The following is a 22,832-nucleotide window of genomic DNA, read 5'->3' on the forward strand; positions in this document are numbered from 1 at the left end:
ACATTATCCCCTTTCTGCCACGATTCCTGGCTCTACATCATCAAAGGTAAAGCTGGTAAGCGGACCCTTTGACTCCGCATCCTCGCCTGCCTGGTACTCACCGTAAAAATCATCAATATCCTTGATAAACTTACGGTTAAACAGATGAAGGGGAATTCCCTGCGGGCAGACTCTGCTGCACTCGCCACAGTCCGTACATCTTCCAGCTACATGGAAGGCACGGATCACATGGAACATTTTTTCCTCAAAGGAATCCACATTCGCCTTCTGGGCGCTGTCGAACTTGTTGCTGTCAAAAACGCATTTGCGGCAGCTGCAGGCCGGGCATACATTACGGCAGGCATTACAGCGGATACATTTACTCAGCTCGCTCTGCCAGAATGCGAATTTTTCTTCCGGACTCATCGCCTCGATCCGCTCAACTTCTGCGAAACGGTCAGCATCCTTTGTGTCCTTTGACTCACCGATCAGCTCATCGTAAATTTTATGCTCTTTTCCTTTACATACATGGCAGCGTTCCAGCATTGCATCTTTGTATGCACAGGTTTTTTCTCCGTATACAGTATCCACAGTCAATGTCTCGGCATCTCCGGCAAGCTCTGCTCCGGAAATTCCCCGGATACCCTTGATCCCCATTTTGCGGATCTTTTCAATATCCAGCTTTCCTTTGCAGCCAACACCTACGATATAGGCTTTTTCTCTGTCCACACGATGCTCTTTCAAAAGCTGGTTAAAGCTGTATGTATCGCAGGGCTTCAGACAAACCATGGTTTTTCCTTCCAGCCTGGAAGCTTCGATCATATATTTGCTTAAATTGGCACCGCAGAATCCATCATAGACAAAATCCTCCAGAGATTCCGGTGTCTCAAAATAGGCCGGTTCCGGATTAAAGGCAAGATCTCCGGCTTTCCACCCTAGAACCCGGGCTACCGTGCCATCTGCAAGCAGTTCCTTTGCACGTTTTATCAGCTCCTGCATCTTATATCCTCCAATCTCACGTTTTTACCAAGTGAATGAATCTTCTCAACAAACTCATTCATAGTCTGTGAAAATTTCACGCCCTCTGCGGCAGATACCCATTCCACACGTGTTCTTCCGTTTTCCACACCAATGTAATCCAGCATTGAAAACAGAAGTGTCATACGTCTTCTTGCATAATAATTTCCGGTACTGTAATGGCAGTCTCCCGGATGGCATCCGCACATGATCACACCGTCGGCTCCTTTTTCAAAGGCACGGAGGATGAACATGGGATTGACACGGCAGGAACATGGAACACGGATGATCTTTACATCCGCCGGATAGCTTAAACGGCTGCTTCCTGCAAGGTCTGCTCCGGCGTAGCTGCACCAGTTACAGCAGAATGCCACGATCTTTGGTCTGAATTCTTCCTTTGTTTCTATCGACATATTGCATCCACCTCCGCGATAATCTGTCTGTTGGAGAAGCCCTGAAGGTCCATGGCTCCTGACGGGCAGGCTACTGTACAGGCACCGCAGCCCTGGCAAAGTGCTGTATTGACAACCGCAACTCTTCTTGTCTCACGGATACCGTGATCGTTGACCTGTTTCTCCTCATAGGAAATCGCTCCGTAAGGACATACATTTGCACAGGTAGAGCATCCGTTACAGAGAAGCTCGTCGGATTTTGCCGTACATGGATTGGTTGTCAGCTTGTCCTTTGCAAGAAGTCCTATGGCCTTAACAGCCGCAGCTCCTGCCTGGGCAACTGTCTCCGGGATATCCTTTGGCCCCTGGCATACACCGGAAAGGAAAATTCCTGCTGTCGGTGATTCTACAGGACGAAGCTTTGCATGGGCTTCTGTAAGGAAATTGTTGGTGTCAATACTTGCAGTAAGCATGGTAGCGATCTTACGTACATCCGGATTCGGTTCAATGGCTGTTGCAAGAACTACCATATCTGCTTTCTTGAAAATCTGTTTATTATCAAGAAGATCCGAGCCCTGAACAAGAAGTGTTCCATCCGGCTGCGGGATTACTTTTCCTACCTGACCTTTGATGTAGTTTACGTTATACTGCTCAACTGCTCTTCTGTAAAACTCATCGAAGTTTTTACCAGGTGTACGGACATCAATATAAAATACCGTCACATTGGTATCCGGATATTTATCACGGATCAGCATGGCATGCTTAGCTGTGTACATACAGCAGATCTTGGAACAGTATGGCTTTCCACGGTCATCGGAGCAACGGCTTCCAACACACTGGATAAATACGATCTCCTTCGGTGCTTTTCCATCGGAGAGGCGCTCAAGATGTCCTTTTGTAGGTCCTGCAGCATTCATGATACGCTCCAGCTCCAGAGATGTGATCACATCCTTGTTCTGGCTGTATGCGTATTCATCATATTTGTCAAGCTTGATGGTATCAAATCCGGTTGCCACAACGATCGCTCCGTATTTCTGTGTTACGATCTCATCCTGCTGATCGTAATCAATGGCTCCTGCCTGACATACTTTGGAGCAGACACCACATTTACCTGTTTTAAATTTCAGGCAATGCTCTCTGTCGATCACGGGAACATTTGGAATGGCCTGTGCAAACGGAGTATAGATAGCTGACCGGTTGTTCAGCCCTCTGTTGAACTCATTGGGAATCTTTTTGGAAGGACATTTTTCCTGGCAGACTCCACAGCCTGTACATTTGTCCATGTTGACACTTCGCGCTTTTTTGCGGATATCAACGTTGAAATCTCCTACGAAACCAGAAACCTTTTCTACTTCACTGTATGTATAGATATTGATCTTTTCATGAGCTGCAGCCTCTACCATTTTGGGAGTAAGGATACATGCGGAGCAGTCCAGAGTAGGGAAGGTTTTGTCAAGCTGTGACATTCTTCCGCCGATACTTGGTGTTTTTTCCACAATATCAACTTCATAGCCTGCATCGGCAATATCAAGAGCTGTCTGGATTCCGGCGATACCGCCTCCGATGATCAGGGCTCTCTTTGTAACCCGGCTTTCTCCCGGCTGAAGAGGAGCGTTTAAATTTACCTTTGCTACTGCTGCTCTTGCAAGGATCACTGCCTTCTCCGTAGCCTCCTGCATATCCTTGTGGATCCAGGAACAGTGCTCACGGATGTTTGCGATCTCCACCATATATGGATTCAGGCCGGCCTTTTCCGCTGCTTTACGGAAAGTTGCCTCATGCATACGTGGAGAACAGGAACAGACAACCACTCCTGTGAGATTTTTTTCACGGATGGCTTCCTGGATCCTGGACTGTCCTGCCTCGGAACACATATACTGATAATCTTCTGCATGGACAACTCCAGGCTCTTTTGCAATGATCTCCACAACCTTTTTCACGTCTACCGTAGCGGCAATATTACTTCCGCAATGACAGACAAATACACCGATTCTCTGCACTTTCTCACCTCCTGTATCTTCTGAATGCACTTACAAGCAGCTGCTGAGGAAGCTCCGGATCAAGAAGCTCCGGAATTTCATTTGGTGAAAGATAGTCGCCGCCTTTTTCCCGGACAACCAGCTGTCTTGCCCCGTCAATGATCTTTCCGGGTTTTACGTCTCTCGGACAGCGCTCCACACAGGCAAAACAGGAAAGACATTTCCACAGAGATGCTGAATTTACAAGTGCTTCGATATTTTCATTGATCACGTAGGACACAAACTGATGAGGCTTGATATCCATCTCGTCAAAGGATGGGCAGGTAGCAGAACATTTGCCACACTTCATACATTTCAGAGGATTAGTCCCGCTGATCTCCTTTATTTTTTCCGCAGCAGAATGGTTATCTCTCATTTTGCCACCTCCTCTTTGACGCCAAGGGCTTCTGCCAGAAGCTCTGTAAAATAGTAAACCGGCAGTCTGTTTCCGGCATTTTTATTCAGATTATATTTGCACAGTGGACAGGCAGTGATCAGCATATCTGCGCCAAATCCGGCTGCACTTTCTTCGATCTTTTCACACATATTCTGTGACATTTCTTTTTCTTTCAGGGATATATATCCTCCACAACATTCATTTCTGTAAGGATAGATCACAGGCTCAGCGCCAAGGGCACGGATAAAATCCTCCATGATCCTTGGATTTTCCGGATCATCAAATGCCATGATCTTTCCAGGTCTCAGAAGCAGACATCCGTAATAGGCTCCGATCTTCTTTCCGGTAAAAGGATTTACTACTTTTTCTTTCAGTTTATCAAAACCGACTCTGTCCCGGAGAACCTCCAGATAATGGAGAACGGTTGTCTCTCCTTCATAGGGAGCTTCCAGCTGCATGTAATTGTTGGCTCTGGTCCGGATATCTTCCACATTTTTCATATCATCATTGACACGCTTGATCACATGATGACAGGCAGAACAGATCGTTACCAGATCCTGGCCCTTTTCTTTTGCCTGGTTCAGCGCACGGACAGAGGAAAGCTTTGTGGCGATCTCATCTGTGCCAAGTGGATAAACACCACCGCAGCACTGCCAGTTTTCGATCTCCTCAAGCTCAAACCCAAGGGCTGTGGCACTGGCTCTGGCATACTCATCCAGATCCCTGGCCTTTGTTCTCAGGGTGCAACCCGGATAATAACTGTACTTCATACCTTTCATTATCCTTTCTTAATCTAAAAATCTGACGGTTAAAATGGATCTAATTCTTGTTTTGTATTGTTTATTTTTTAACAATGCAAACGTAAAAAAAGGAAATCCCACTAACACTTACTTGAGAATATTTCTTAAAAGCGCTCAAATAAAAGAGGTAAAACACCCTTCCTCCGCAAATAAGAAGTGTATTAGCTCGATTTCTTGTACATCATAACATGATATTCTTATTTTCACAATAGATTTTCCGTATTTTTTTGTGTTTTTTTTAACACACTTTTGAAAAATCTTCTCATTTCTGATGATACTGTATAATTTCCTTCAGCATAAAAAGCTCCGGATTTCTCCGAAGCTTTTTCCATAAAATCATCTCACTCTACATTCCATATTCTGCAGATCATTGACTTTACACCAGACATCTATCAATCTTATACAATTAGTAAATAATGATCGGATACCCAGCATCGATCGTTTCATAGATCAGTTTCGCCTGATCTTTTGGCAGGTTAATACATCCATGACTTCCGTTTGTCTTATACCGGTTTCCGCCAAAGGAAGACTGCCAGGAAGCATCGTGAAGTCCCTGTCCGTAAACAAAAGGCATCCAGTAATTAACTTTTACATTATATCCATACTCAGCACTTGTCAAATTGTACGGACTTGCCTTGTAAGCGATCGGCCATGCACCTCTGTATGTCTCCCTGCCCTTCACAGGCTTACCGCTGACAATATCCGTTTCTGTCACAAGATTCCCATCTTTATACAGCCACAGATGCTGCGCATCCAGGCTGACTTCTATGTAACTGCCTGCCAGATCATCAGTACCGTTTCTCTGATAGCCGGAACTGCTGTAGATCGGATCACGTGTTACTGCTGTTCCGCTTTTTAAGTCTTCAAGAAGCTGTGTCACTTCTGCATCCTGATCAATACGATATCCGTATTCGTTGCCTTCAATGGTCACATCTGTTCCTGTTGATGTGTGAAAAGTACGCGGCACATAAATCGTATTATACTTGTTTGCAAGATCACTGATATATGTCTTAACAGCATCCTCATCAACACTGAGTGTCTCTCCCTCAGCTTTAACCCAGGAACTGATGGTATCGGAATCCAGCAAAACTGTCTCACTTCCAAATGTATATGTAACTGTAGTACTTCGATACTTGCTCAGCTGGTCGTTCAGGTTTGTAACCTTTACTTCCATGTCATCTGTAGCTATCGCAGACGGGCTTATATACACATGTTTATTCACAGGTACTGTAACTGCATCTCCCAGAATTGCTGTGTCGAAAGCCGCATTCAGTGTGGTTTCCACCATTGTCTGGAGTTTATCTTCATCAATCTCAGTTCCCTGTTTCTGCTTTACAAGGATAAATTCTTTTTTGTCCTGATCATACCGGATTTCTGCATCTGTGGAAGCCTTTCGCTTTTTATCTCCGAAATTCGAAAGATCCAGTGCCTGTTTTTCCTGTTCTTCATTTTCCTCGATCTGATATTCCAGATCCACATTCTCTTCTTTTGTAAAAATCTTCCTGTTCTCTTCCCTCTGTTTCTGAATATCTGTCAGCTTTGAAAGAAGATCTTCTTTGTTCAGGCTATATCCCAGATCTTTCAGTGTGGTTCTGTAAACTTCCTGGTCATCTTCCTGAAAAGTTACCTCTCTGTTCTCAAAGGAAGCAACAATCTTGTCTTCTGCCTCCTGAGCATTTAATCTGGAAACATCCAGCCCGTTCACGGAAATTTTCCTGCCCAGTGTATTGTGATCTGCCATATAAGTATAGCCCAAAAGCCCGGCCACAGCTGCGATCACTGCCACAATACAGATTCCAAGTACGATCTTAAGTGTCTTTCTGCTCATGATAGATTTTTTATCCATACTCTTATCCCTCGAGTCTTATGTATTATATGTTATGTTTCCATACTGATTGTTATTATAATATATGCTATTCCTGTCTTCTGTAAAGAGCATTTGTCCTTCCGGACAAAAAGAGACAGACTCCACCTTACGAAATCTGTCTCTTTCATACCTTCTTCTATATTTCCATTATCAAACAGAACTAACTATCTGTTTTTAGGTCTGATCCTGCATTCCTTATTCAGGCAGCACGATTTTACCTGCAACTGCGCAGGCTGCTGCTGTTTTCGGAGATGCCAGATAAATCTGAACCTTGGAAGTACCCATACGCCCCAGGAAGTTACGGTTGTTAGTTGCCACAACCTTTTCACCATCTGTCAGGATTCCGCCGGTTCTTCCGCAGCAAAGCCCGCAGCCTGGATGTGTGATGATCGCGCCTGCCTCAGCAAGAGTATCCAGAATACCAAGTTCAATGGCCTGACGGTAGATTTTGCGGCTTGCAGGAGTTACGATCAGTTTCACAAAATCTGATACTTTTTTTCCCTTAAGAACTTCAGCTGCTGCCATCAGATCCTCAAGCCGTCCGTTTGTACAGGAACCGATAAATACCTGATCAATGGTCTCGCCCTGAAGCTCGCTGACATCACGAATCTTGTCCACCTGTGACGGGCAAGCCATAACCGGCACAAAATCCTCAGCCTTGTAAGTCATAGTTTTCATATAAACAGCATCTTCATCACCGATAAGATTTTTCTGATAGTCGTCAAGCTCAACATCACAGTAAGCAGCTGTCTTTTCATCTGGTGTGAAAAGAGCACATTTTGCGCCGGCTTCAATTGCCATATTTGACATCGTCATACGGCTTGCAACAGACATGTTCTCAATAGTGCTTCCGGAAAATTCCAGTGCACGGTATGTCGCACCATCTGCACGCAGATCACCGATGATGCGGAGAATAATATCCTTGGACATGACATTCTCCGGAAGTTCTCCGTTGATCACGATCTTAATTGTCTCCGGAACTTTGATCCACATGGTTCCTGTTCCCAGGATGCTGGCCATCTCTGTATATCCGATACCGGAAGAAAATGCGCCGACACATCCATAAGTTGTGGTATGGCTATCTGTGCCGAATACGACGTTGCCAGGTTTTACATATCCTGCCTCTGTCATCAGCTGATGGCAGATACCGTCACTTCTATGTACATTTTTCATTCCATATTTCGCTGCAAAAGCATCTCCAATATGGAAATGTCTGGTGTCATCCTGCTGGCTTGCAGGTACAAGATGGTCGTAGATTAGAACAACTTTGTCCGGATCCCACAGTTTCTGAAATCCCATCTCCTCAAATTTCTCCGCTACAAACGGAATAAAGATATCATGGATCATTACTCTGTCAACATTGACAGTCACGATATCGCCAGGCTTTACTGCCTTGCCTGTATTATGTCTGATAATTTTTTCAATGATCGTCTCGCCCATTTCTTCTCTCCTCTCCGTTTGTTAATCCAGACCGTTCAGTTTTCGCATGGCTTTTACAAGTCCGCCAGCCTGAATAATATCCATCAGATTCTCCGGAAGAGAAGCTATCGGGTACTGTTTTCCATTGTGGTCTACATGCTCGTTCATCACAACTGTAACTTCGTCTCCCTCTTTCACATCGTCGTGAAGATCCGGCTGCTCAATAAGGAGAAGGCCGTTGTTGATGGAGTTGCGGAAAAAAATACGGGCAAAAGATTTCGCAATGACACACTGGATTCCCAGTGCTTTGATGATCTCCGGTGCCTGCTCTCTGGATGAACCGCAGCCGAAGTTCTTTCCTGCCACAATAATGTCACCTTTCTGGATCTGTCCTGCCAACTCCGGGCGAAGAGGACTAAATCCATACTGCTTCATATCGTCAATGGTTTTCAGTGCAAGGTACTCAGTCGGGATAATGATATCGGTGTCGATATCATCTCCAAGTACCCACACTTTTCCTGTAAATGCTTTCATATGTATATCTCCTGTTTATTCCGTTCCGTATCCTCATGCAAAAGTTTTCTGTCTGCCCTGTTATAAGAACCCACGCCGAAACGGATCATCCTCTGATAATTTCTGAATATATTGTGTCAATCGGATATTCGCAATCCGCTTTCGCTACTTGCTCATAACCGAATAACTGCTCCGCAGTTTATCAGGAGGGGCTTGTACCCCTCCTGATACAAGTAAGTCCCACCCACTGCTTATTGCTCCTCGCAATTGAAGCAGGGGACTTACTTGATTCGGTTAAATCTTTTCTGAAACTCTTATACTCTGTCAGCAGTTGCGATCTCGCCTGCAATGGCAGATGCTGTAACGGTTGCAGCAGATCCCAGGTAGACCTTGGAACTTGGATGTCCGGCACGTCCCTTGAAGTTACGTGTTCCTGTGCTGATCAGAACTTCATTTTCACCGATAACCCCCTGGCAGCTTCCCCAGCATACACTGCAGTTCGGATTCATAACAATAGCTCCTGCTTCCATAAAGATGTCAATCAGGCCTTCTTTTAATGCCTGGCGATAAATCGTCTGGCTTGCAGGAACAACCAGAAAACGAACGCCCTCTGCAACTTTTTTGCCCTTGATCACCTCTGCCCCTACACGGAGATCTTCAATACGTCCATTGTTGCAGGAACCAAGGAATGCTTCGTTGATCTTAATTCCGCATGTCTCTTCCGCCGAAACTACGTTATCAACAAAATCCGGTTTCGCTACAACAGGACGAACTTTGGAAAGATCAAAGGTGTACTCTCTTGCATAAACTGCATCCGGATCACTGTGGTATACAGCTTTTGGCTCACGGCCATGCTCTTTCAGATATTCCAGAGCCTTGTCATCTGCTTCAAAAATACCAGTCTTCGCACCGGCCTCAACAGCCATATTGCAAAGGGCCATACGGTCACTGATGCTTAATGTCCTTGCACCCTCACCTGTAAACTCCATAGCCTGATAATTACATCCGTTTGCTCCGATCTCGCCGATAATGGTAAGGATCAGATCTCTTGCGTAAACACCTTCCGGCAGTTTCCCTGTCAGATTAAATTTTACAGTTTCCGGAACCATAACCCAGGAAGTTCCTGTTACCATTCCGTAAAGAAAATCTGTACATCCCACACCGGTACCGAATGCACCAAGTGCACCATAAGAACATGTATGGCTGTCAGCACCGAAGATCAGCTGTCCCGGACGGACATAATTCTCAATCATGATCTGGTGGCATACACCCTTACCTTCCCAGAAATCAATATTGTTTTCTCTTGCAAAATCTCTCATTTTTTTCTGGGATGCTGCTGTTTTCGGGCTGTCAGACGGTACATTGTGGTCTACGATAAACACAAGCTTCCTGGTATCTGCAATGTGCGGATTTTTTAATTTATTATTGTACATATCAACAGTCAGATGTGTGGTTCCGTCATTACTCATCAGATGATCCAGCTGTACCGTATAGATATCTCCAGGTTTTACACTGTCCACACCTGCTGCCGCTGCAATGATTTTTTCTGCGATCGTCATTCCCATCTCTTATTCCTCCTCTCTGTTCAAAGAAGCGATAAGGCCGCCCTGATTCAGTATATTCTGCATGTATTCCGGCAGTTTTGTGCAGGAATAAGTTTTTCCGTTGGCAACTGCTGTTCCCTCGGACATATGAAGCTCCATAGTATCTCCTGTCTTCACATCATCCGGAAGATCCTTACAGACAATAGCTGGAAGTCCGATATTGATCGCATTACGGAAAAAAATACGTGCAAAAGATTTCGCAATAACAGCTTTTACTCCAAGTGCTTTAAGTACACCTGGTGCCTGCTCTCTGGAAGATCCGCATCCAAAGTTCTCTCCTCCGACTACGAAATCTCCCGGTTTTACCTTCTTGGAAAAATCCGGATCCAGTGATTCAAAAGTATGGCTCTTCATCTCATCCAGATTCGGCAGAAGCAGATACTGGGATGCAATGATCTGATCTGTGTCAAGGTCATTATGAAATTTAAAAATAGTTCCCTTATCCATAAAACAAGTTCCTTTCTGATCGTTATCCATTTTTTGGGTCACTATTCATCTGTGCCCCATTTCGTTTTTTATTCTAACACAAAATATCATATAATTAAAATGTATATTTTTAATACTTATTATAACTTCAGGTTATATAATTATGATTTTTTCTATTTTCCCGTAATAAGTGCAAAATATCCCCAGTCCCAGAGCAGTTCCTCAAAACTGTTCTCCAGATATTCCCGGATATCGGCCTCCTCATAACCTGTCATTCTTGTGATCACCACAATATAGTCCCGGACAGTTTCATAATCCAGTTCTTTACAGTTATTTTTCTGCCAGCTCAGAAAAACCGCCTGACGAATAGCCGCATATTCCATACCGATCCACTGCATATGAATAATGGCATCCTCCAGAGTTCCCTCCGGTGTAAGAAGATCTGAATAGATCTCATTTGCCAGAAAGCATCGGATCAAATCCTGATATCCTGCAAATTCCCTGCGGAATTTTTCCCAGGCTTCCTCCATCTCGTCTCCGTCATATTCTTCGGATAATTCCTCCGCCAGCTCGATCACAGGATCCAGATATTTCTGATAAAGCTCTTCTTTCCGGTAATTTACAGCCAGATCCTGAAGAATCTCGTTACATTCATCCATGGTATCCAGTGAGGGAAGCTCCACCTCACGAATAGCACTCCCAAGCTGACAGACTGTTTTCCGGGAAAAATAATCTTCTATGATTTTAATAAATACAGCATCCTGGCAAGCTGCATTCCGATGAAGCTCTTTCAGAATGTAAAAGCTCTCCAGAAGTGCTTCCTCCGGTGATTTCTTTGTATCCATCAGAAGCTCTGTTAACTTTCTCCTGATCAGAAAAAGCGATTTTAGTTTTTCTGTTGGAATTTCCGGAAATACAATATTTTTCTTTTTATTCCAGATATCCAGAACAGCCGGACAGCACGGCATCATAGTTGCTTCTTCGTGCCCCTTAAAAGTATGGATCTCCCTTGGAAAGATCTGACAGGTTTCAGAAAGTACCTGGTCTCCATATGCACTTACCAGTCTGCAAAGACGGCTCTCCGCAAGAAAAGGACAGTCATGATCTTCTGTCATTTTCATGATCCTGCTTCCTTCTTTTTTTATTGTGTAAGCCTGCAGGCTGCTTCTGTGACCCGGCACATCTTCCGGCGGCTGGACAGCTTTCCATTTTCTGTAGGTCACATCATCTACATTAATCTTCCATTCCCTGCAGCAGCTGATGGTACATTTATCTGCAATACAGGAAAAGTCATCATAGTAATCTGGCTTTAATAAATCCATATTTCCTCCGTATTCTTGCTGTTCTATGATCTCTGTTCAGAAACAGTTTTGTTATACAGTCTCTCCCAAAAGCTGGCTGTGTACCTTCCGTCTTACAAACCAGAAACAGCTCACCTGCATAATGATCGTAAAAATCCAGGATGCCGGGTAAGAAATAAAAAGTACCTTCAATGATCTGTGTGCCGGGAAAATTCCGAATATCCATACGATTCGGAGACCGACTGTTCCGATGATCGACAGGATCATGGGTACACCGGAACGTCCCATTCCACGCAGTGCCCCCGGAAACAGGTCCATCTGCCCGCAGAGAAAATAAGTAACTGTGGTATAGGCAAGGATCTCCATTCCGCATTGAATAACCTTAGCGTCTTCTGTATAGATTTTCAGAAGCTGCGGACCGAAAAAGTATGCACCACAGCCCATGGCAAAGGATATGACAAAAGACAGTATCATACAGTCAACAAGTACCCGGTCCATCCGTTTCGGTTTTCGGACACCATAATTCTGGCTGGTAAAGCTCATGCAGGCCTGAGTAACTGAGTTTACAGACACATACAGGAATCCGAAAATGTTGTTTGCTGCAGTATATCCTGCCATTGCAATGGAACCGAAAGAGTTTACAGAGGACTGAAGCAGCACATTGGAAAAATTAATCACTGTGCTCTGGATTCCTGCCGGAAGTCCTACCTGGAATATCTGTTTCAGATATTCCGGCTTTATGGACAGCTTCGAAAAACGCAGCTGATAGCTTCCCTCTGTCTGACACAGACATCGGAGGACAAGGATACAGGAGATCAGCTGAGAAATCACAGTTCCGATTCCAACACCTGCCACACTTAAATGACAAACGATCACAAAAAACAGATTCAGAAGCGCATTGGCACAGCCTGAAATGATCAGAAAGACCAGTGGTCGCTTGGTATCTCCCACTGCACGCAAAATTGCAGCACCATAGTTATACAGCATAAAAAACGGCATTCCCAGAAAATAAATACGCATATAAAGAGTGGAAAGATCGATCACATCCTCCGGCGTATCCATCAGCTCCAGGCAGATTCTGGCAAAAACCACTCCCAGAAATGCCATGATGATCCCGCTGATCAGAGCCAGCAGAATCGATGTATGTACTGTTTCTGACATTTCTTCATCTTTACCGGCAGCATAAAATCTGGCTGCCAGCACATTGGCGCCAAGAGAAATCCCGATAAAAAGATTGGTAAACACATTGATCAGCGCTGTGGTGGAACCTACTGCCGCCAGTGCCTCACTTCCACTAAAACGTCCGACTACCACGATATCCACTGCATTGAACATCAGCTGTAAAATACCGGACAGCATCAGTGGCAATGAAAACGAGATCAGCTTGTCCATGATCGATCCATTGCACATATCGATCTCATACTTGTTTTTTTTCACGATTTCATCTCCCATAATCATACTTAGATGAAAACATTATAGCACCTTTCGCTGAAAAGCTACAATGAAATTATTTCTATGAAGAATATGCAGCCGCTGCATAAAATACGCAGCCGCACAGTAACGTGTATTTATCATTTTACTATCGTTCCAGAAGTCCTGCATCCCGAAGGTTTGCAAGAAGTTCATTAAAATCCTCCACAATATCATCTACTGTTGTTGCATTTCCCACAGCAGCTGCCGGGGTTACTGTTCCGGCCGGACCTGTTGCTCCAGCTTCTCCTGCAGGGCCGGTAGCTCCTGTTGGACCGGTGGCTCCCGTTGCTCCCGTTGGACCGGTAACTCCTGCCGGACCGGTTGCCCCAGTTGCTCCCGCTGGACCAGTGGCTCCCATTGCCCCCGTTGGGCCGGTAACTCCTGCCGGACCAGTAGCTCCCGTTGCTCCTGTTGGGCCGGTAACTCCTGCCGGACCGGTTGCTCCCGTATATCCCTGTATTCCCGGCTCCCCCTGCGGTCCCTGAGGACCCATAGGCCCCGGAACTCCCGGACAGCCTCTGGGACCGGTTGGTCCTGTAGGTCCCACAGGACCCGGACAACCTCTTGTTCCACATCTGTCACATCCACAGGAACTATGATTTCCATAACAGGACATACAGGACAAATCCTCATGACTGTCCTGCTGCATTTCCATTTCCTTACGTTTTCGATGCATGAACAGCATTCTGCGATCACCTCATAAGAAAATAACTTTCCCTACAGTATATGACAGCAGCATTTACCTGTGCATACGACTCCCACAAGCCTGCACCCTGCCAGGACAATAAAGATATCTTTCTTTTTATACCAGACCATATTTTTCCCGAAAATATTTCTGGTTATACAATACTCCAGGATCTTCCGGTTTCTGTTCTCTCGCCTTCTTATGAAAAAAGAATGCCTGCTCCGGGCATCCCATCCTATCATAACAAACGCAAAGCTGCATATACGGCACAAATCCATGGCACTCAGCCATAAAAAAACCACCTTTTTTCTTATCTGTCGGCACAGTAAGCGCCTGCCCGTACCAGTAGGCAGCCTGTCTGTGCAGCTCTCTTTCCAGAAAAATCCCACCGACCTCACAGCAGATTTCTGCCCTCGCCACATCCATAGTCAGACTATAAAGAAAAGCTTCCAGTACGTTTTTTTGTTCTCCCATTTTCCGGCAGCACTGTCCAAGTACATAACAGGCATCTATCTTATTTTCCAACCATCCAGACGGATTTTTCAGCAACTCCACCAGCACAGCCTCTGCCTCCGAATACCGCTGATGATAATACAGTTCTCTCCCGTAATAAAGCTGATGTCTTGGTTCCAGTTTTTCTCCTTCTGCCAGCATTTTTTCATAGATCTGCAAATTCCTGTCCGGATCTCCCTGCACACATTTCCGGTGCTGAACTTCGATATCTGAATAAAAAATATTTCCCCTTGGCATTACCGCCTCATGTACTCTTCCACTCCACCGAAATCCCCCGGAAGTCTTCAGAATCCTTTCCCGGTAATAGGAAAACGTTGTCTTCCCATCAGTATCAAAGCCAACCGCATATTCCATCATCACTACATCAGTCTCTCCATCCAGAGCTGCCTTCAGCTTCTTCATTTTTCCAGATTTTCCTCATTCATGACATCATCCGCATCCAGCCACATCCAGTAATCCGTGCATACTTTTTCCACGAGAAAATTCCTTGCAGCAGAAAAATCATCACACCAGACAAAATCAAATATCTGCGACGTATACTGTTCTGCAATTTCTTTCGTTCTGTCCGAAGAACCTGTATCCGCAATCAGAATCTCATCCATGATTTCAGAAATGGGTTTCAGGATCCTCTCCAGCACAGCTTCTTCATTTTTTACGATCATACAAAGACTGAGAGAACTCATATTTAATAATCGACCTTCATAACTTTATAAAATCTATGTACCTCTCTTTCGTTGTATGCCCTCTGTCATTTTTCCCACATAAATTAAGAGAGCCTTATGTCGGCTCTCTTACCTGTTTTGTCTGATGTTTTTTCAGTCAATCGGATATTCGCAATCCGCTTTCGCTACTTGCTCATAACCGAATAACTGCTCCGCAGTTTATCAGGAGGGGCTTATACCCCTCCTGATACAAGTAAGTCCCACCCACTGCTTATTGCTCCTCGCAATTGAAGCAGGGGACTTACTTGATTCGGTTAAATCAATCCGTTGCCTTAGCCTTCGGATAAATCTGCTTCATCCTGTCATCATCAAAATGTGTATCTACCCATTCCAGGACTGTATTCTCCATTACAATTCCTTTAGCCCTCTGATCGTAACGCACAAGAGCCATGGAAGAAACAATAATATTAACAAACATGAAAACTGTCAGCATCCATGTAATGATCTTTCCAGGAAGAACAGGAATCTTCTCGATCCATGCAGATAAAACAGGATACACTTTTTTAAACCAGATCACAGCCGCAATTCCCCAGAAAAAGCAGTACAGAAGATTGATCCTGCCGCCCAAATTAAACGGAAGCTCACTGTAGTCCCAAAATACTTTTCCAAAAAAAATCTCTGTAAACACACTGCAAAGATACTCATAACCACCGCCAAGCAGTGTTCCCATCATAAAAAGAAAACTGTCACTGTGGTCTTTATATTTATAAAGAAGCAATGTTACAAAAGCCAGTGCCAGTCCCCACACAATGCTGAACGGCCCCCAGACAAGACTGCTCCGGCTCATCCAGTATCCCATGGTGACACGGCAGAAAATGGTCTCTACAATATCTCCCAGAAAAGCTCCGATGATAAACAGAAGCATGAGTTTATAAAAGCCGCACCCCTCTGCAAAAGCACCTTCCTCTGCAGATTTCTCTGCTTTCCGAACCTTCTTTACTTTCGGATAAGCTTTCCGAATTCTTTTTTCGATCCACTGCGTGATCAGGAAGCTCAAATGATCGCTGACTTTATCCAGCTGTTCATTGGCTGCTGCCCACTGTTCCAGATTGGGACCTTTTTTTATCAGAAGCAAAAATGACGCTGTGATATCTATCGCCATTACTGCCATCAACACCAGCAGCAGAATATGCATCAAAAGTGTCGGCAGAAAAGAAAGCAGTTTCCATGTCAGGGCATTCCCCCATGTCACGCTCACAAATCCGAGAATACCCCATAAAAAAGATGCCGGAAAACAGATATATCCATCCAGGTTCCATTTTACATCAGAATAATCCCACCATCTCTCCTTAAAAGCCTTCTCGATCAGATGCCCGCCGATCCATTCGATCACCGTCGCATAAACCATCGAAAACAAAAACAGCCAAAATCCTGTCAACTCCTGTAAGCCCACCGAGATCAGCACTGCTGTAATACCATACATCACACAGAATGGACCGTTTACCAGACCTCTGTTTGAAAACTTTCGCTGCCGCAGTGTGGCTGTTACTGTCTCCAGAATCCATCCCAAGAATGAATATAAAAAAAACAGCCACAGCAATTCATACCCTGAAAAAACTCTCATTTGTACTTTCTCCTGTTGTCATTCTCTGTTGTAACATTTTTATCAGAGTATATCATAAAGCAATATACTTTCTCAACAATACCCTGGCGTTTTCTTTTATTTTACAGAAGTACTTAATTTTAACTTTTTTCCTTCAGATTTTTATATTACAAAAATCATATCACCAGCTGCAGTATATCCTCTATATGTTCTGCAAGATGATCTGCCCCATTCAGTTCCCCTTTCTCACCATATCCATACAGGCATCCTATAAAAGGGCTTTTGCAGGCTCTGGCACATTCCAGATCCTGCCTTCTGTCTCCGACCACCAGATAGGGGCCTGCATATTCCCGGATGATTTCCTGCACAATTTCTGTCTTTGGACGGAATCCGTATGATTCACAGTCATAAAAACGGTCAAACCATCGTTCCATCCTAAATTCCTTCCAGTGTGCCTCACGATATGAAGCTTTACAGTTACTTAAGATTATAAGATGATATCTCCGGTTCTTCAAAGCTGTTAGCATCTCCTCTGCTCCCGGATACCACACTGCCTTATGTTTCCTGATCTGTCTTACCATCAGGTCTCCTACCATCCGGCTTGCCTGCTCTTTATAGCTCTGATCCAGCTCCGGCAAAAATGTATTCCACATTTCCTTACTGTTAAGTCCCAGCCATCCGGCAATTTCCGCCGAGCCTATCTCCCGTTCTTCTACAGCCTTCTGTTTTGTCAGCCACTGATAGGTTTCACGAAATGCCGGTTCATAGATTCCAAGGGTATTATGGATCGTTCCATCATAATCGAATATGATCGTTTTTGTCATCATTTATTTTCCTGTCTTTTAGAGCTGCTTCATCAGATTGACCATCTCGATTGCAGATAACGCGCAGTCATAACCTTTATTTCCCGCTTTGCTTCCTGCACGCGCAATAGCCTGCTCGATATTTTCAGTTGTGATCACTCCGAATAAGACCGGGATTCCTGTTGCAAGTTCAACCTGTGCGATTCCCTTAGCAGATTCATTGCATACCAGATCATAATGTGAAGTATCTCCACGGATGACAGCTCCCACGCAGATAATTGCATCATATTTTCCTGACTGCGCCATTTTCTGTGCTGTAATCGGAATCTCAAATGCTCCCGGTACCCATGCTGCAGTAATATTCTCTTCTTCTACTCCATGTCTTACCAGTCCGTCGACTGCCCCTCCCAATAATTTATTCACAATGATCTCATTGAATCTCGCTGCCACGATACCAACCTTCATTCCCTCCGGTGCTACTACTTTTCCTTCTACTAAATTGATCTGTCTCATTTTTTCTTCCTCCTGATATTTGCTGTTTTTTATAAATTTATTTCTTTAAAAATATGACCCATCTTTTCCTGCTTCGTCTTCATATACTTCCGGTCATACTTTTGTACCGGAATCTCCAGAGGTACTCTCTCATTGATCTTCAGCCCGAATTCACCAAGTCCATAAACTTTATCCGGGTTATTTGTCAGTAATCTTAATGATTTCACACCAAGGTCTGACAGTATCTGTGCCCCGACCCAGTACTCTCTGAGATCCGGTGCAAATCCTAACTTCACATTAGCCTCCACAGTATCGTATCCCTGTTCCTGAAGCGCATATGCTTTGATCTTATTGATCAGTCCGATTCCTCTGCCTTCCTGTCTCATATACAGAATGATTCCTCTGCCTTCCGCCTCTACCTGGCGCATTGCTGTCTGCAGCTGCAGGCCGCAGTCACATCTGAGTGATCCGAATGCATCTCCTGTCAGGCACTCCGAATGTACCCGGCAAAGCACATCCTCACCATCTCCTATATCACCTTTTACCAGTGCCAGATGGTGCTCTCCTGTAATGTCATTGATATATCCATACATTTTAAAATCACCATACTGTGTTGGGAGGTTTGCAGCTGCTTCCTCCTTTACATGCTTTTCATGTATTCTTATATAATCCTGCAGATCACGGATGGTAATAAATGTAAGGTTATGCTCTTTTGCCATTTCCCATAGCTGTGATGTACGCATCATCGTGCCATCTTCTTTCATAACTTCACAGCACACACCACATTCTTTCAGCCCGGCAAGTCTCATAAGATCTGTCGTTGCCTCTGTATGGCCATTCCGTACCAGAACCCCGCCTTTTCTGGAAATAAGTGGAAATACATGTCCTGGTCTTCTGAAATCCTCCGGTTTCGACTCATCATCCACACACTTCATAATGGTATAGGAGCGCTCTGCTGCTGAGATACCGGTCGTTGTATCTGCGTGATCCACTGCCACGGTAAATGCTGTACTGTGATTGTCCGTATTTTCAGCAACCATCGGTGGAAAATTCAATCTCGCTGCAAGTTCCGCACTCATCGGTGTACAGATAAGACCCTTTGCATAGGTCGCCATGAAATTAATATTTTCCCTGGTCGCAAACTCTGCCGCACATATCAGATCTCCCTCATTTTCTCTGTCCGGATCATCTGTGACCAGAACTATTTTACCTTTCTTAAGATCCCTAAGTGCCTCTTCAATTGTGTTGTACTGATAGTTTTGTGACATACTGTATATCCTCCTGTTCTAAAATCCGAATTCTTCAAGAAACTCCATCGTAATTCCGGATTCTTTTTTCTCTTCTTCGTTTTTTTTGATGCCAAGCAGTTTTTCTACGTATTTTCCGATCACATCATTTTCCAGATTAACCAGATCCCCCGGCATTTTTTCCAAAAGAGTTGTTTCTTCTCCTGTATGTGGAATGACCGAAACCTGAAAACCAGCTTCATCAATCCTTGCAACTGTCAGGCTGATCCCATCAATGCAGATTGATCCTTTTTCCACGATCAGATGCAAAATCTGTGGTGATGTCTCAATCGATACCCAGATGGCATTTTCTTCCCGGAGCATGGAACGTATCACACCAGTCCCATCAATATGGCCACTTACTATGTGTCCCCCGAACCTGCCATCTGCAGCCATTGCACGTTCCAGGTTTACCTGGCTTCCGGTTTTGCAGCTGCCAAGACTGCTTCTTCTGATCGTCTCTGCCATCACATCGGCGGTAAATCCGTCCGGCTGGATCGACGTAACTGTCAGACACACGCCATTCACGGCAATGCTGTCACCGATTCTTGTGCCTTCCAGTACCTTCCTGGCTTTCACTGCCAGGATCCCTGATTCCCCTGTCAGCTGTATATAACGGACTTTTCCTTTCTCTTCTACGATTCCTGTAAACATAATTCCTCCTGTTTTTTCTCACACACCTGACATCTTATCCGGATGTCCTCACCGATCTGACAGATATCTGTATATCTCAGTTCCACTGCTTCAGACGGCAGTTCAACTCCAATACCTTCTACCGGTGTCTTCCCAGCCACACCGCCAAACAGCTTTGGTGCCACAAAAGCCTGTACCTCCTTTACAATTCCGGCTCGCAGTGCACTGTCATTTAACGTACCGCCTCCCTCCAGGAGGATGCTGTCAATACCTCTGTTTCCAAGATCTGTCATCAGCTTCTTAAGGTCTATCTGATTCTTTTCATCGGGACAGTAAATGGTCTCAACTCCCATGGTATGTAATATTTTTATTTTTTCTTCTGTATTTTTCTGATCTGCATAAGCCACGATCGTCCGGTACTTTTCCGCACTTTTTACGATCTGACTGTCCGGCCGGATCCTGAGCTTACTGTCGCACACAATCCTGACAGGACTTTTCCAGCCTTCTACCCGGACGTTTAACATCGGATCATCTGCAAGCACAGTTCCAATGCCTGCCATGATCCCCATGTACTGATGCCGCATATGCTGTACTTCTTTTCGTGCAGCTTCTCCGGTGATCCATTTTGATGCCCCTGTCTTCGTTGCGATCTTCCCATCCAGTGTCATGGCATACTTCATCACTACATACGGAGTCTTCGTAGTAATATAATGGAAAAACACCGGGTTCAGCTGATCACATTCTTCTCTCATAAAATCTTCAACTACTGTTACACCGGCTTCCCTTAACATCTGTACACCTTTTCCTGCCACTTTCGGATTCGGATCTCTGGAACCGATCACCACTTTTCTGATCTTCTGTTCAATGATCGCTTCCGTACATGGAGGTGTTTTACCATGATGACAGCAAGGCTCCAGCGTAACATAAATCACCGCACCTTCTGCTGATTCTGTAAGAGAAGCAATTGCATTACGTTCCGCGTGAAGTTCTCCATACTTTTTATGATAGCCTTCCCCAATGATCTTTCCGTCTTTTACGATCACTGCCCCTACCATCGGATTGGGATTCGTCCAGCCTTCTCCTTTTTTGGCCAGCTGAATCGCCCGAAGCATATATTCCTGATCCGTCATTTCTATTCCTTCTTTCTTATTCCTGTTGTTTGCCTGGTATTTCGAAAACGATGTACCAGATACAAAAAAAGCCTGCAGAAATATCTGCAGGGTGGAATTAATCTGTTACATATGATCGATAAATGAATGTCTGATTATTTCCTACATAAAAAGCTCTGAAATGGATCACCATCTCAGAGCTCTGATACTACATTCATTCATACAAAAATCAACTGTACTATCATCTTCTTCCATCCAGACTGTACTGTCGGCCCCGGAATCTCACCGGATCATACCTTTCGGCTCGCGGGCTTTACCGCCGGTAGGGAATCTCACCCTGCCCTGAAGATATCTTTTTGTTCATTTTAATACTTTATCTATTATTTGTAAAGCAGAATTTTTATTTTACGCATTTCACATTTTCTCGGGAGTTTGACAGTTGAATAATCAAAACTCACTACAATCCTTCTACAAACTCAACTGCATTTTTTATATCTTCTTCATCAGGGTGCCCTTTTGCAATACCACCTACCAGTTTAAATGGACCAAATGTGTCATAGCCCTTGCATCCGAATTTTCCTATCACTTTAGAATGCTTCTTGTCCAAAATCTGCTCTATGGATTTATAATTCGCACTACCACCATAAGTACAAATCAGAAATATCTTTTTGTCGTTCGGTAAGTTTTTCTCTGCAAAACCCAACATTGACTGATGAAATTTCGAAAAATAGATTCCTGATGCAAACCCAATCATATCATAACTGCTCAGATCTGCATCTGGCTGGTTTACAGCATCAATCAAATCGACCTGGCACTCTTCTGCTATGCTTTTTACTAATTTCTCTGTATTTCCATGATGTACAGATGCATATACGATTGCTTTTCTCATTTGTTTTCCTTTCCAGTTCTTCCCACACCTGTTCATAGACCTCTGTCAGATAACTGACCGCAGACCTGTAGATATCCAGTATCTGTCGGATCGGAATATTCTGTTTTCGTAATTCTACGCTATAACCGGATGTAATCTTCATAGATATTTCTCTGCTATTGTTTCGATAATGCCCACTACCGGACACGCATCTGCATCTACAAATATCTGCACTAGTGTCTCTCCATTTCTTTTTGAATCCATGTCATAATTACATCTACTAGATATTCCTGCTGCACTTGACTTAGTTCCTTTCCCGGTTGCATTTTATGCCACTTACGGATACACTCTCTGCAACATGTTGCCGTTGCATGTTGTGCAATAAATACCGGATGACCACGCATTGGTGTCTGCTTGCCATCATTTGCTATATATGCCGGAGCTTCTCTCTTTGCGATAAAGTCCTTTGCATGTTGTCTGATTGTATCCAGTCCTTTTTCATTTATGTAGTCAATATCTTTCTGTTTCAGATGGAAACTGCTTCGGAACTTGGAATTATCCAGTCGCTCAAATAACTGCTTGTACCATTCATCCTTCGTCATATCATCACCATAAATCGTATTGTTTCATAGTTTCTGCATTTCGATATTCATGTTTCTCATAATATCCTATCAACTTCCCATCATCTCTGAGTGCCACCATATAAACATCTTTATTCTGTTTTTCATTGTGAAAAGTATAAACGATATTATGACTTTCATCAACTGCAAACCAGTCCACTACCTGCTGTATTTTATCTCTTGATTCCGGATTATGACACTCTAACAAACTTCTTCCAATAAGTTTATCGCCATCTCCCTTCGCATTGCTGATAACAACTGCCGGATTCATGTAAATAATCTCATGCTTAAGATTGCATATAACAACGGATGCCCTGTCCTGATCAACAATACTTTTCGCCATTTTTGTTGC

Annotated in this window: 22 protein-coding genes, 1 pseudogene and 1 riboswitch; all 23 genes and pseudogenes read right to left on the bottom strand. The window is 44.2% G+C overall.

Features of this window, described 5'->3' with window-relative positions:
• Positions 1-3: 3 nt before the first annotated feature.
• The 23 genes and pseudogenes from AC04Q4_RS05005 to AC04Q4_RS05115 all read right to left on the bottom strand — a co-directional run bounded on the left by AC04Q4_RS05005 (position 4) and on the right by AC04Q4_RS05115 (position 22,823).
• The gene (locus AC04Q4_RS05005) at positions 4-978 is read right to left on the bottom strand and encodes a 4Fe-4S dicluster domain-containing protein (RefSeq protein ID WP_476388610.1); all 975 of its coding nucleotides are present in this window, start codon (positions 976-978) and stop codon (positions 4-6) included.
• Positions 966-1,409, bottom strand: coding sequence for a hydrogenase iron-sulfur subunit (locus AC04Q4_RS05010; RefSeq protein ID WP_015524686.1), 444 nt, complete (start codon positions 1,407-1,409; stop codon positions 966-968). Before AC04Q4_RS05010 ends, AC04Q4_RS05005 begins: the two co-directional genes overlap by 13 nt.
• Positions 1,400-3,388: a 4Fe-4S binding protein gene (locus AC04Q4_RS05015; RefSeq protein ID WP_173737224.1), complete on the bottom strand. Its 1,989-nt coding sequence runs from the start codon at positions 3,386-3,388 to the stop codon at positions 1,400-1,402. The genes AC04Q4_RS05010 and AC04Q4_RS05015 overlap by 10 nt, the downstream gene beginning before the upstream one ends.
• A 4-nt stretch (positions 3,389-3,392) precedes the next feature.
• Positions 3,393-3,782: a 4Fe-4S dicluster domain-containing protein gene (locus AC04Q4_RS05020; protein WP_015524685.1), complete on the bottom strand. Its 390-nt coding sequence runs from the start codon at positions 3,780-3,782 to the stop codon at positions 3,393-3,395.
• Positions 3,779-4,573 carry a CoB--CoM heterodisulfide reductase iron-sulfur subunit B family protein gene (locus AC04Q4_RS05025; protein ID WP_173737223.1) on the bottom strand — a complete coding sequence of 265 codons (795 nt, stop codon included), beginning with the start codon at positions 4,571-4,573 and terminating at the stop codon, positions 3,779-3,781. Before AC04Q4_RS05025 ends, AC04Q4_RS05020 begins: the two co-directional genes overlap by 4 nt.
• 436 nt (positions 4,574-5,009) lie before the next feature.
• Positions 5,010-6,449, bottom strand: a complete 1,440-nt coding sequence (locus tag AC04Q4_RS05030; RefSeq protein ID WP_173737222.1) for a L,D-transpeptidase family protein — start codon at positions 6,447-6,449, stop codon at positions 5,010-5,012.
• Positions 6,450-6,665: 216 nt separating this feature from the next.
• Positions 6,666-7,910: a 3-isopropylmalate dehydratase large subunit gene (locus tag AC04Q4_RS05035; protein ID WP_173737221.1), complete on the bottom strand. Its 1,245-nt coding sequence runs from the start codon at positions 7,908-7,910 to the stop codon at positions 6,666-6,668.
• Positions 7,911-7,931: 21 nt separating this feature from the next.
• Positions 7,932-8,423, bottom strand: a complete 492-nt coding sequence (locus tag AC04Q4_RS05040) for a LeuD/DmdB family oxidoreductase small subunit (RefSeq protein WP_119240947.1) — start codon at positions 8,421-8,423, stop codon at positions 7,932-7,934.
• Positions 8,424-8,716: 293 nt separating this feature from the next.
• Positions 8,717-9,967, bottom strand: coding sequence for a 3-isopropylmalate dehydratase large subunit (locus AC04Q4_RS05045; protein ID WP_173737220.1), 1,251 nt, complete (start codon positions 9,965-9,967; stop codon positions 8,717-8,719).
• 3 nt (positions 9,968-9,970) lie between these two features.
• On the bottom strand, positions 9,971-10,453 hold the full coding sequence (locus tag AC04Q4_RS05050; protein WP_021978214.1) for a LeuD/DmdB family oxidoreductase small subunit: 483 nt from the start codon (positions 10,451-10,453) through the stop codon (positions 9,971-9,973).
• Positions 10,454-10,605: 152 nt separating this feature from the next.
• Positions 10,606-11,754 carry a flagellin lysine-N-methylase gene (fliB, locus tag AC04Q4_RS05055; protein WP_173737219.1) on the bottom strand — a complete coding sequence of 383 codons (1,149 nt, stop codon included), beginning with the start codon at positions 11,752-11,754 and terminating at the stop codon, positions 10,606-10,608.
• A 51-nt stretch (positions 11,755-11,805) separates the two neighbouring features.
• On the bottom strand, positions 11,806-13,185 hold the full coding sequence (locus tag AC04Q4_RS05060) for an MATE family efflux transporter (RefSeq protein WP_334297646.1): 1,380 nt from the start codon (positions 13,183-13,185) through the stop codon (positions 11,806-11,808).
• 127 nt (positions 13,186-13,312) lie between these two features.
• Positions 13,313-13,891 (bottom strand): collagen-like domain-containing protein, encoded by a 579-nt coding sequence (locus AC04Q4_RS05065; protein ID WP_173737217.1) that lies wholly within the window; start codon positions 13,889-13,891, stop codon positions 13,313-13,315.
• Between the two features lie 117 nt (positions 13,892-14,008).
• Positions 14,009-15,087, bottom strand: a pseudogene (locus tag AC04Q4_RS05070) (tetratricopeptide repeat-containing glycosyltransferase family 2 protein).
• Between the two features lie 298 nt (positions 15,088-15,385).
• Entirely contained in the window at positions 15,386-16,690 is a 1,305-nt protein-coding gene (locus AC04Q4_RS05075; protein ID WP_476388611.1) for a putative ABC transporter permease, read from the bottom strand.
• Between the two features lie 155 nt (positions 16,691-16,845).
• The gene (locus tag AC04Q4_RS05080; RefSeq protein WP_476388612.1) at positions 16,846-17,496 is read right to left on the bottom strand and encodes an HAD hydrolase-like protein; all 651 of its coding nucleotides are present in this window, start codon (positions 17,494-17,496) and stop codon (positions 16,846-16,848) included.
• A 15-nt stretch (positions 17,497-17,511) separates the two neighbouring features.
• On the bottom strand, positions 17,512-17,985 hold the full coding sequence (ribH, locus tag AC04Q4_RS05085; RefSeq protein ID WP_004844980.1) for a 6,7-dimethyl-8-ribityllumazine synthase: 474 nt from the start codon (positions 17,983-17,985) through the stop codon (positions 17,512-17,514).
• Between the two features lie 29 nt (positions 17,986-18,014).
• Positions 18,015-19,232 (bottom strand): bifunctional 3,4-dihydroxy-2-butanone-4-phosphate synthase/GTP cyclohydrolase II, encoded by a 1,218-nt coding sequence (locus tag AC04Q4_RS05090; RefSeq protein WP_173737213.1) that lies wholly within the window; start codon positions 19,230-19,232, stop codon positions 18,015-18,017.
• An 18-nt stretch (positions 19,233-19,250) separates the two neighbouring features.
• Positions 19,251-19,904, bottom strand: coding sequence for a riboflavin synthase (gene ribE, locus AC04Q4_RS05095; protein WP_476388613.1), 654 nt, complete (start codon positions 19,902-19,904; stop codon positions 19,251-19,253).
• Positions 19,886-21,013, bottom strand: a complete 1,128-nt coding sequence (gene ribD / locus AC04Q4_RS05100) for a bifunctional diaminohydroxyphosphoribosylaminopyrimidine deaminase/5-amino-6-(5-phosphoribosylamino)uracil reductase RibD (RefSeq protein WP_476388614.1) — start codon at positions 21,011-21,013, stop codon at positions 19,886-19,888. Before ribD ends, ribE begins: the two co-directional genes overlap by 19 nt.
• Positions 21,014-21,231: 218 nt before the next feature.
• Positions 21,232-21,346, bottom strand: a riboswitch (FMN riboswitch).
• A gap of 103 nt (positions 21,347-21,449) precedes the next feature.
• Entirely contained in the window at positions 21,450-21,881 is a 432-nt protein-coding gene (locus AC04Q4_RS05105; RefSeq protein ID WP_173737211.1) for a flavodoxin family protein, read from the bottom strand.
• A 212-nt stretch (positions 21,882-22,093) separates the two neighbouring features.
• The gene (locus tag AC04Q4_RS05110; RefSeq protein WP_119240723.1) at positions 22,094-22,462 is read right to left on the bottom strand and encodes a DUF4186 domain-containing protein; all 369 of its coding nucleotides are present in this window, start codon (positions 22,460-22,462) and stop codon (positions 22,094-22,096) included.
• Between the two features lie 4 nt (positions 22,463-22,466).
• Positions 22,467-22,823 (bottom strand): PAS domain-containing protein, encoded by a 357-nt coding sequence (locus AC04Q4_RS05115; RefSeq protein ID WP_195456753.1) that lies wholly within the window; start codon positions 22,821-22,823, stop codon positions 22,467-22,469.
• Positions 22,824-22,832: the final 9 nt, after the last annotated feature.

The organism is Blautia sp. HA8986 (genome assembly GCF_056504635.1).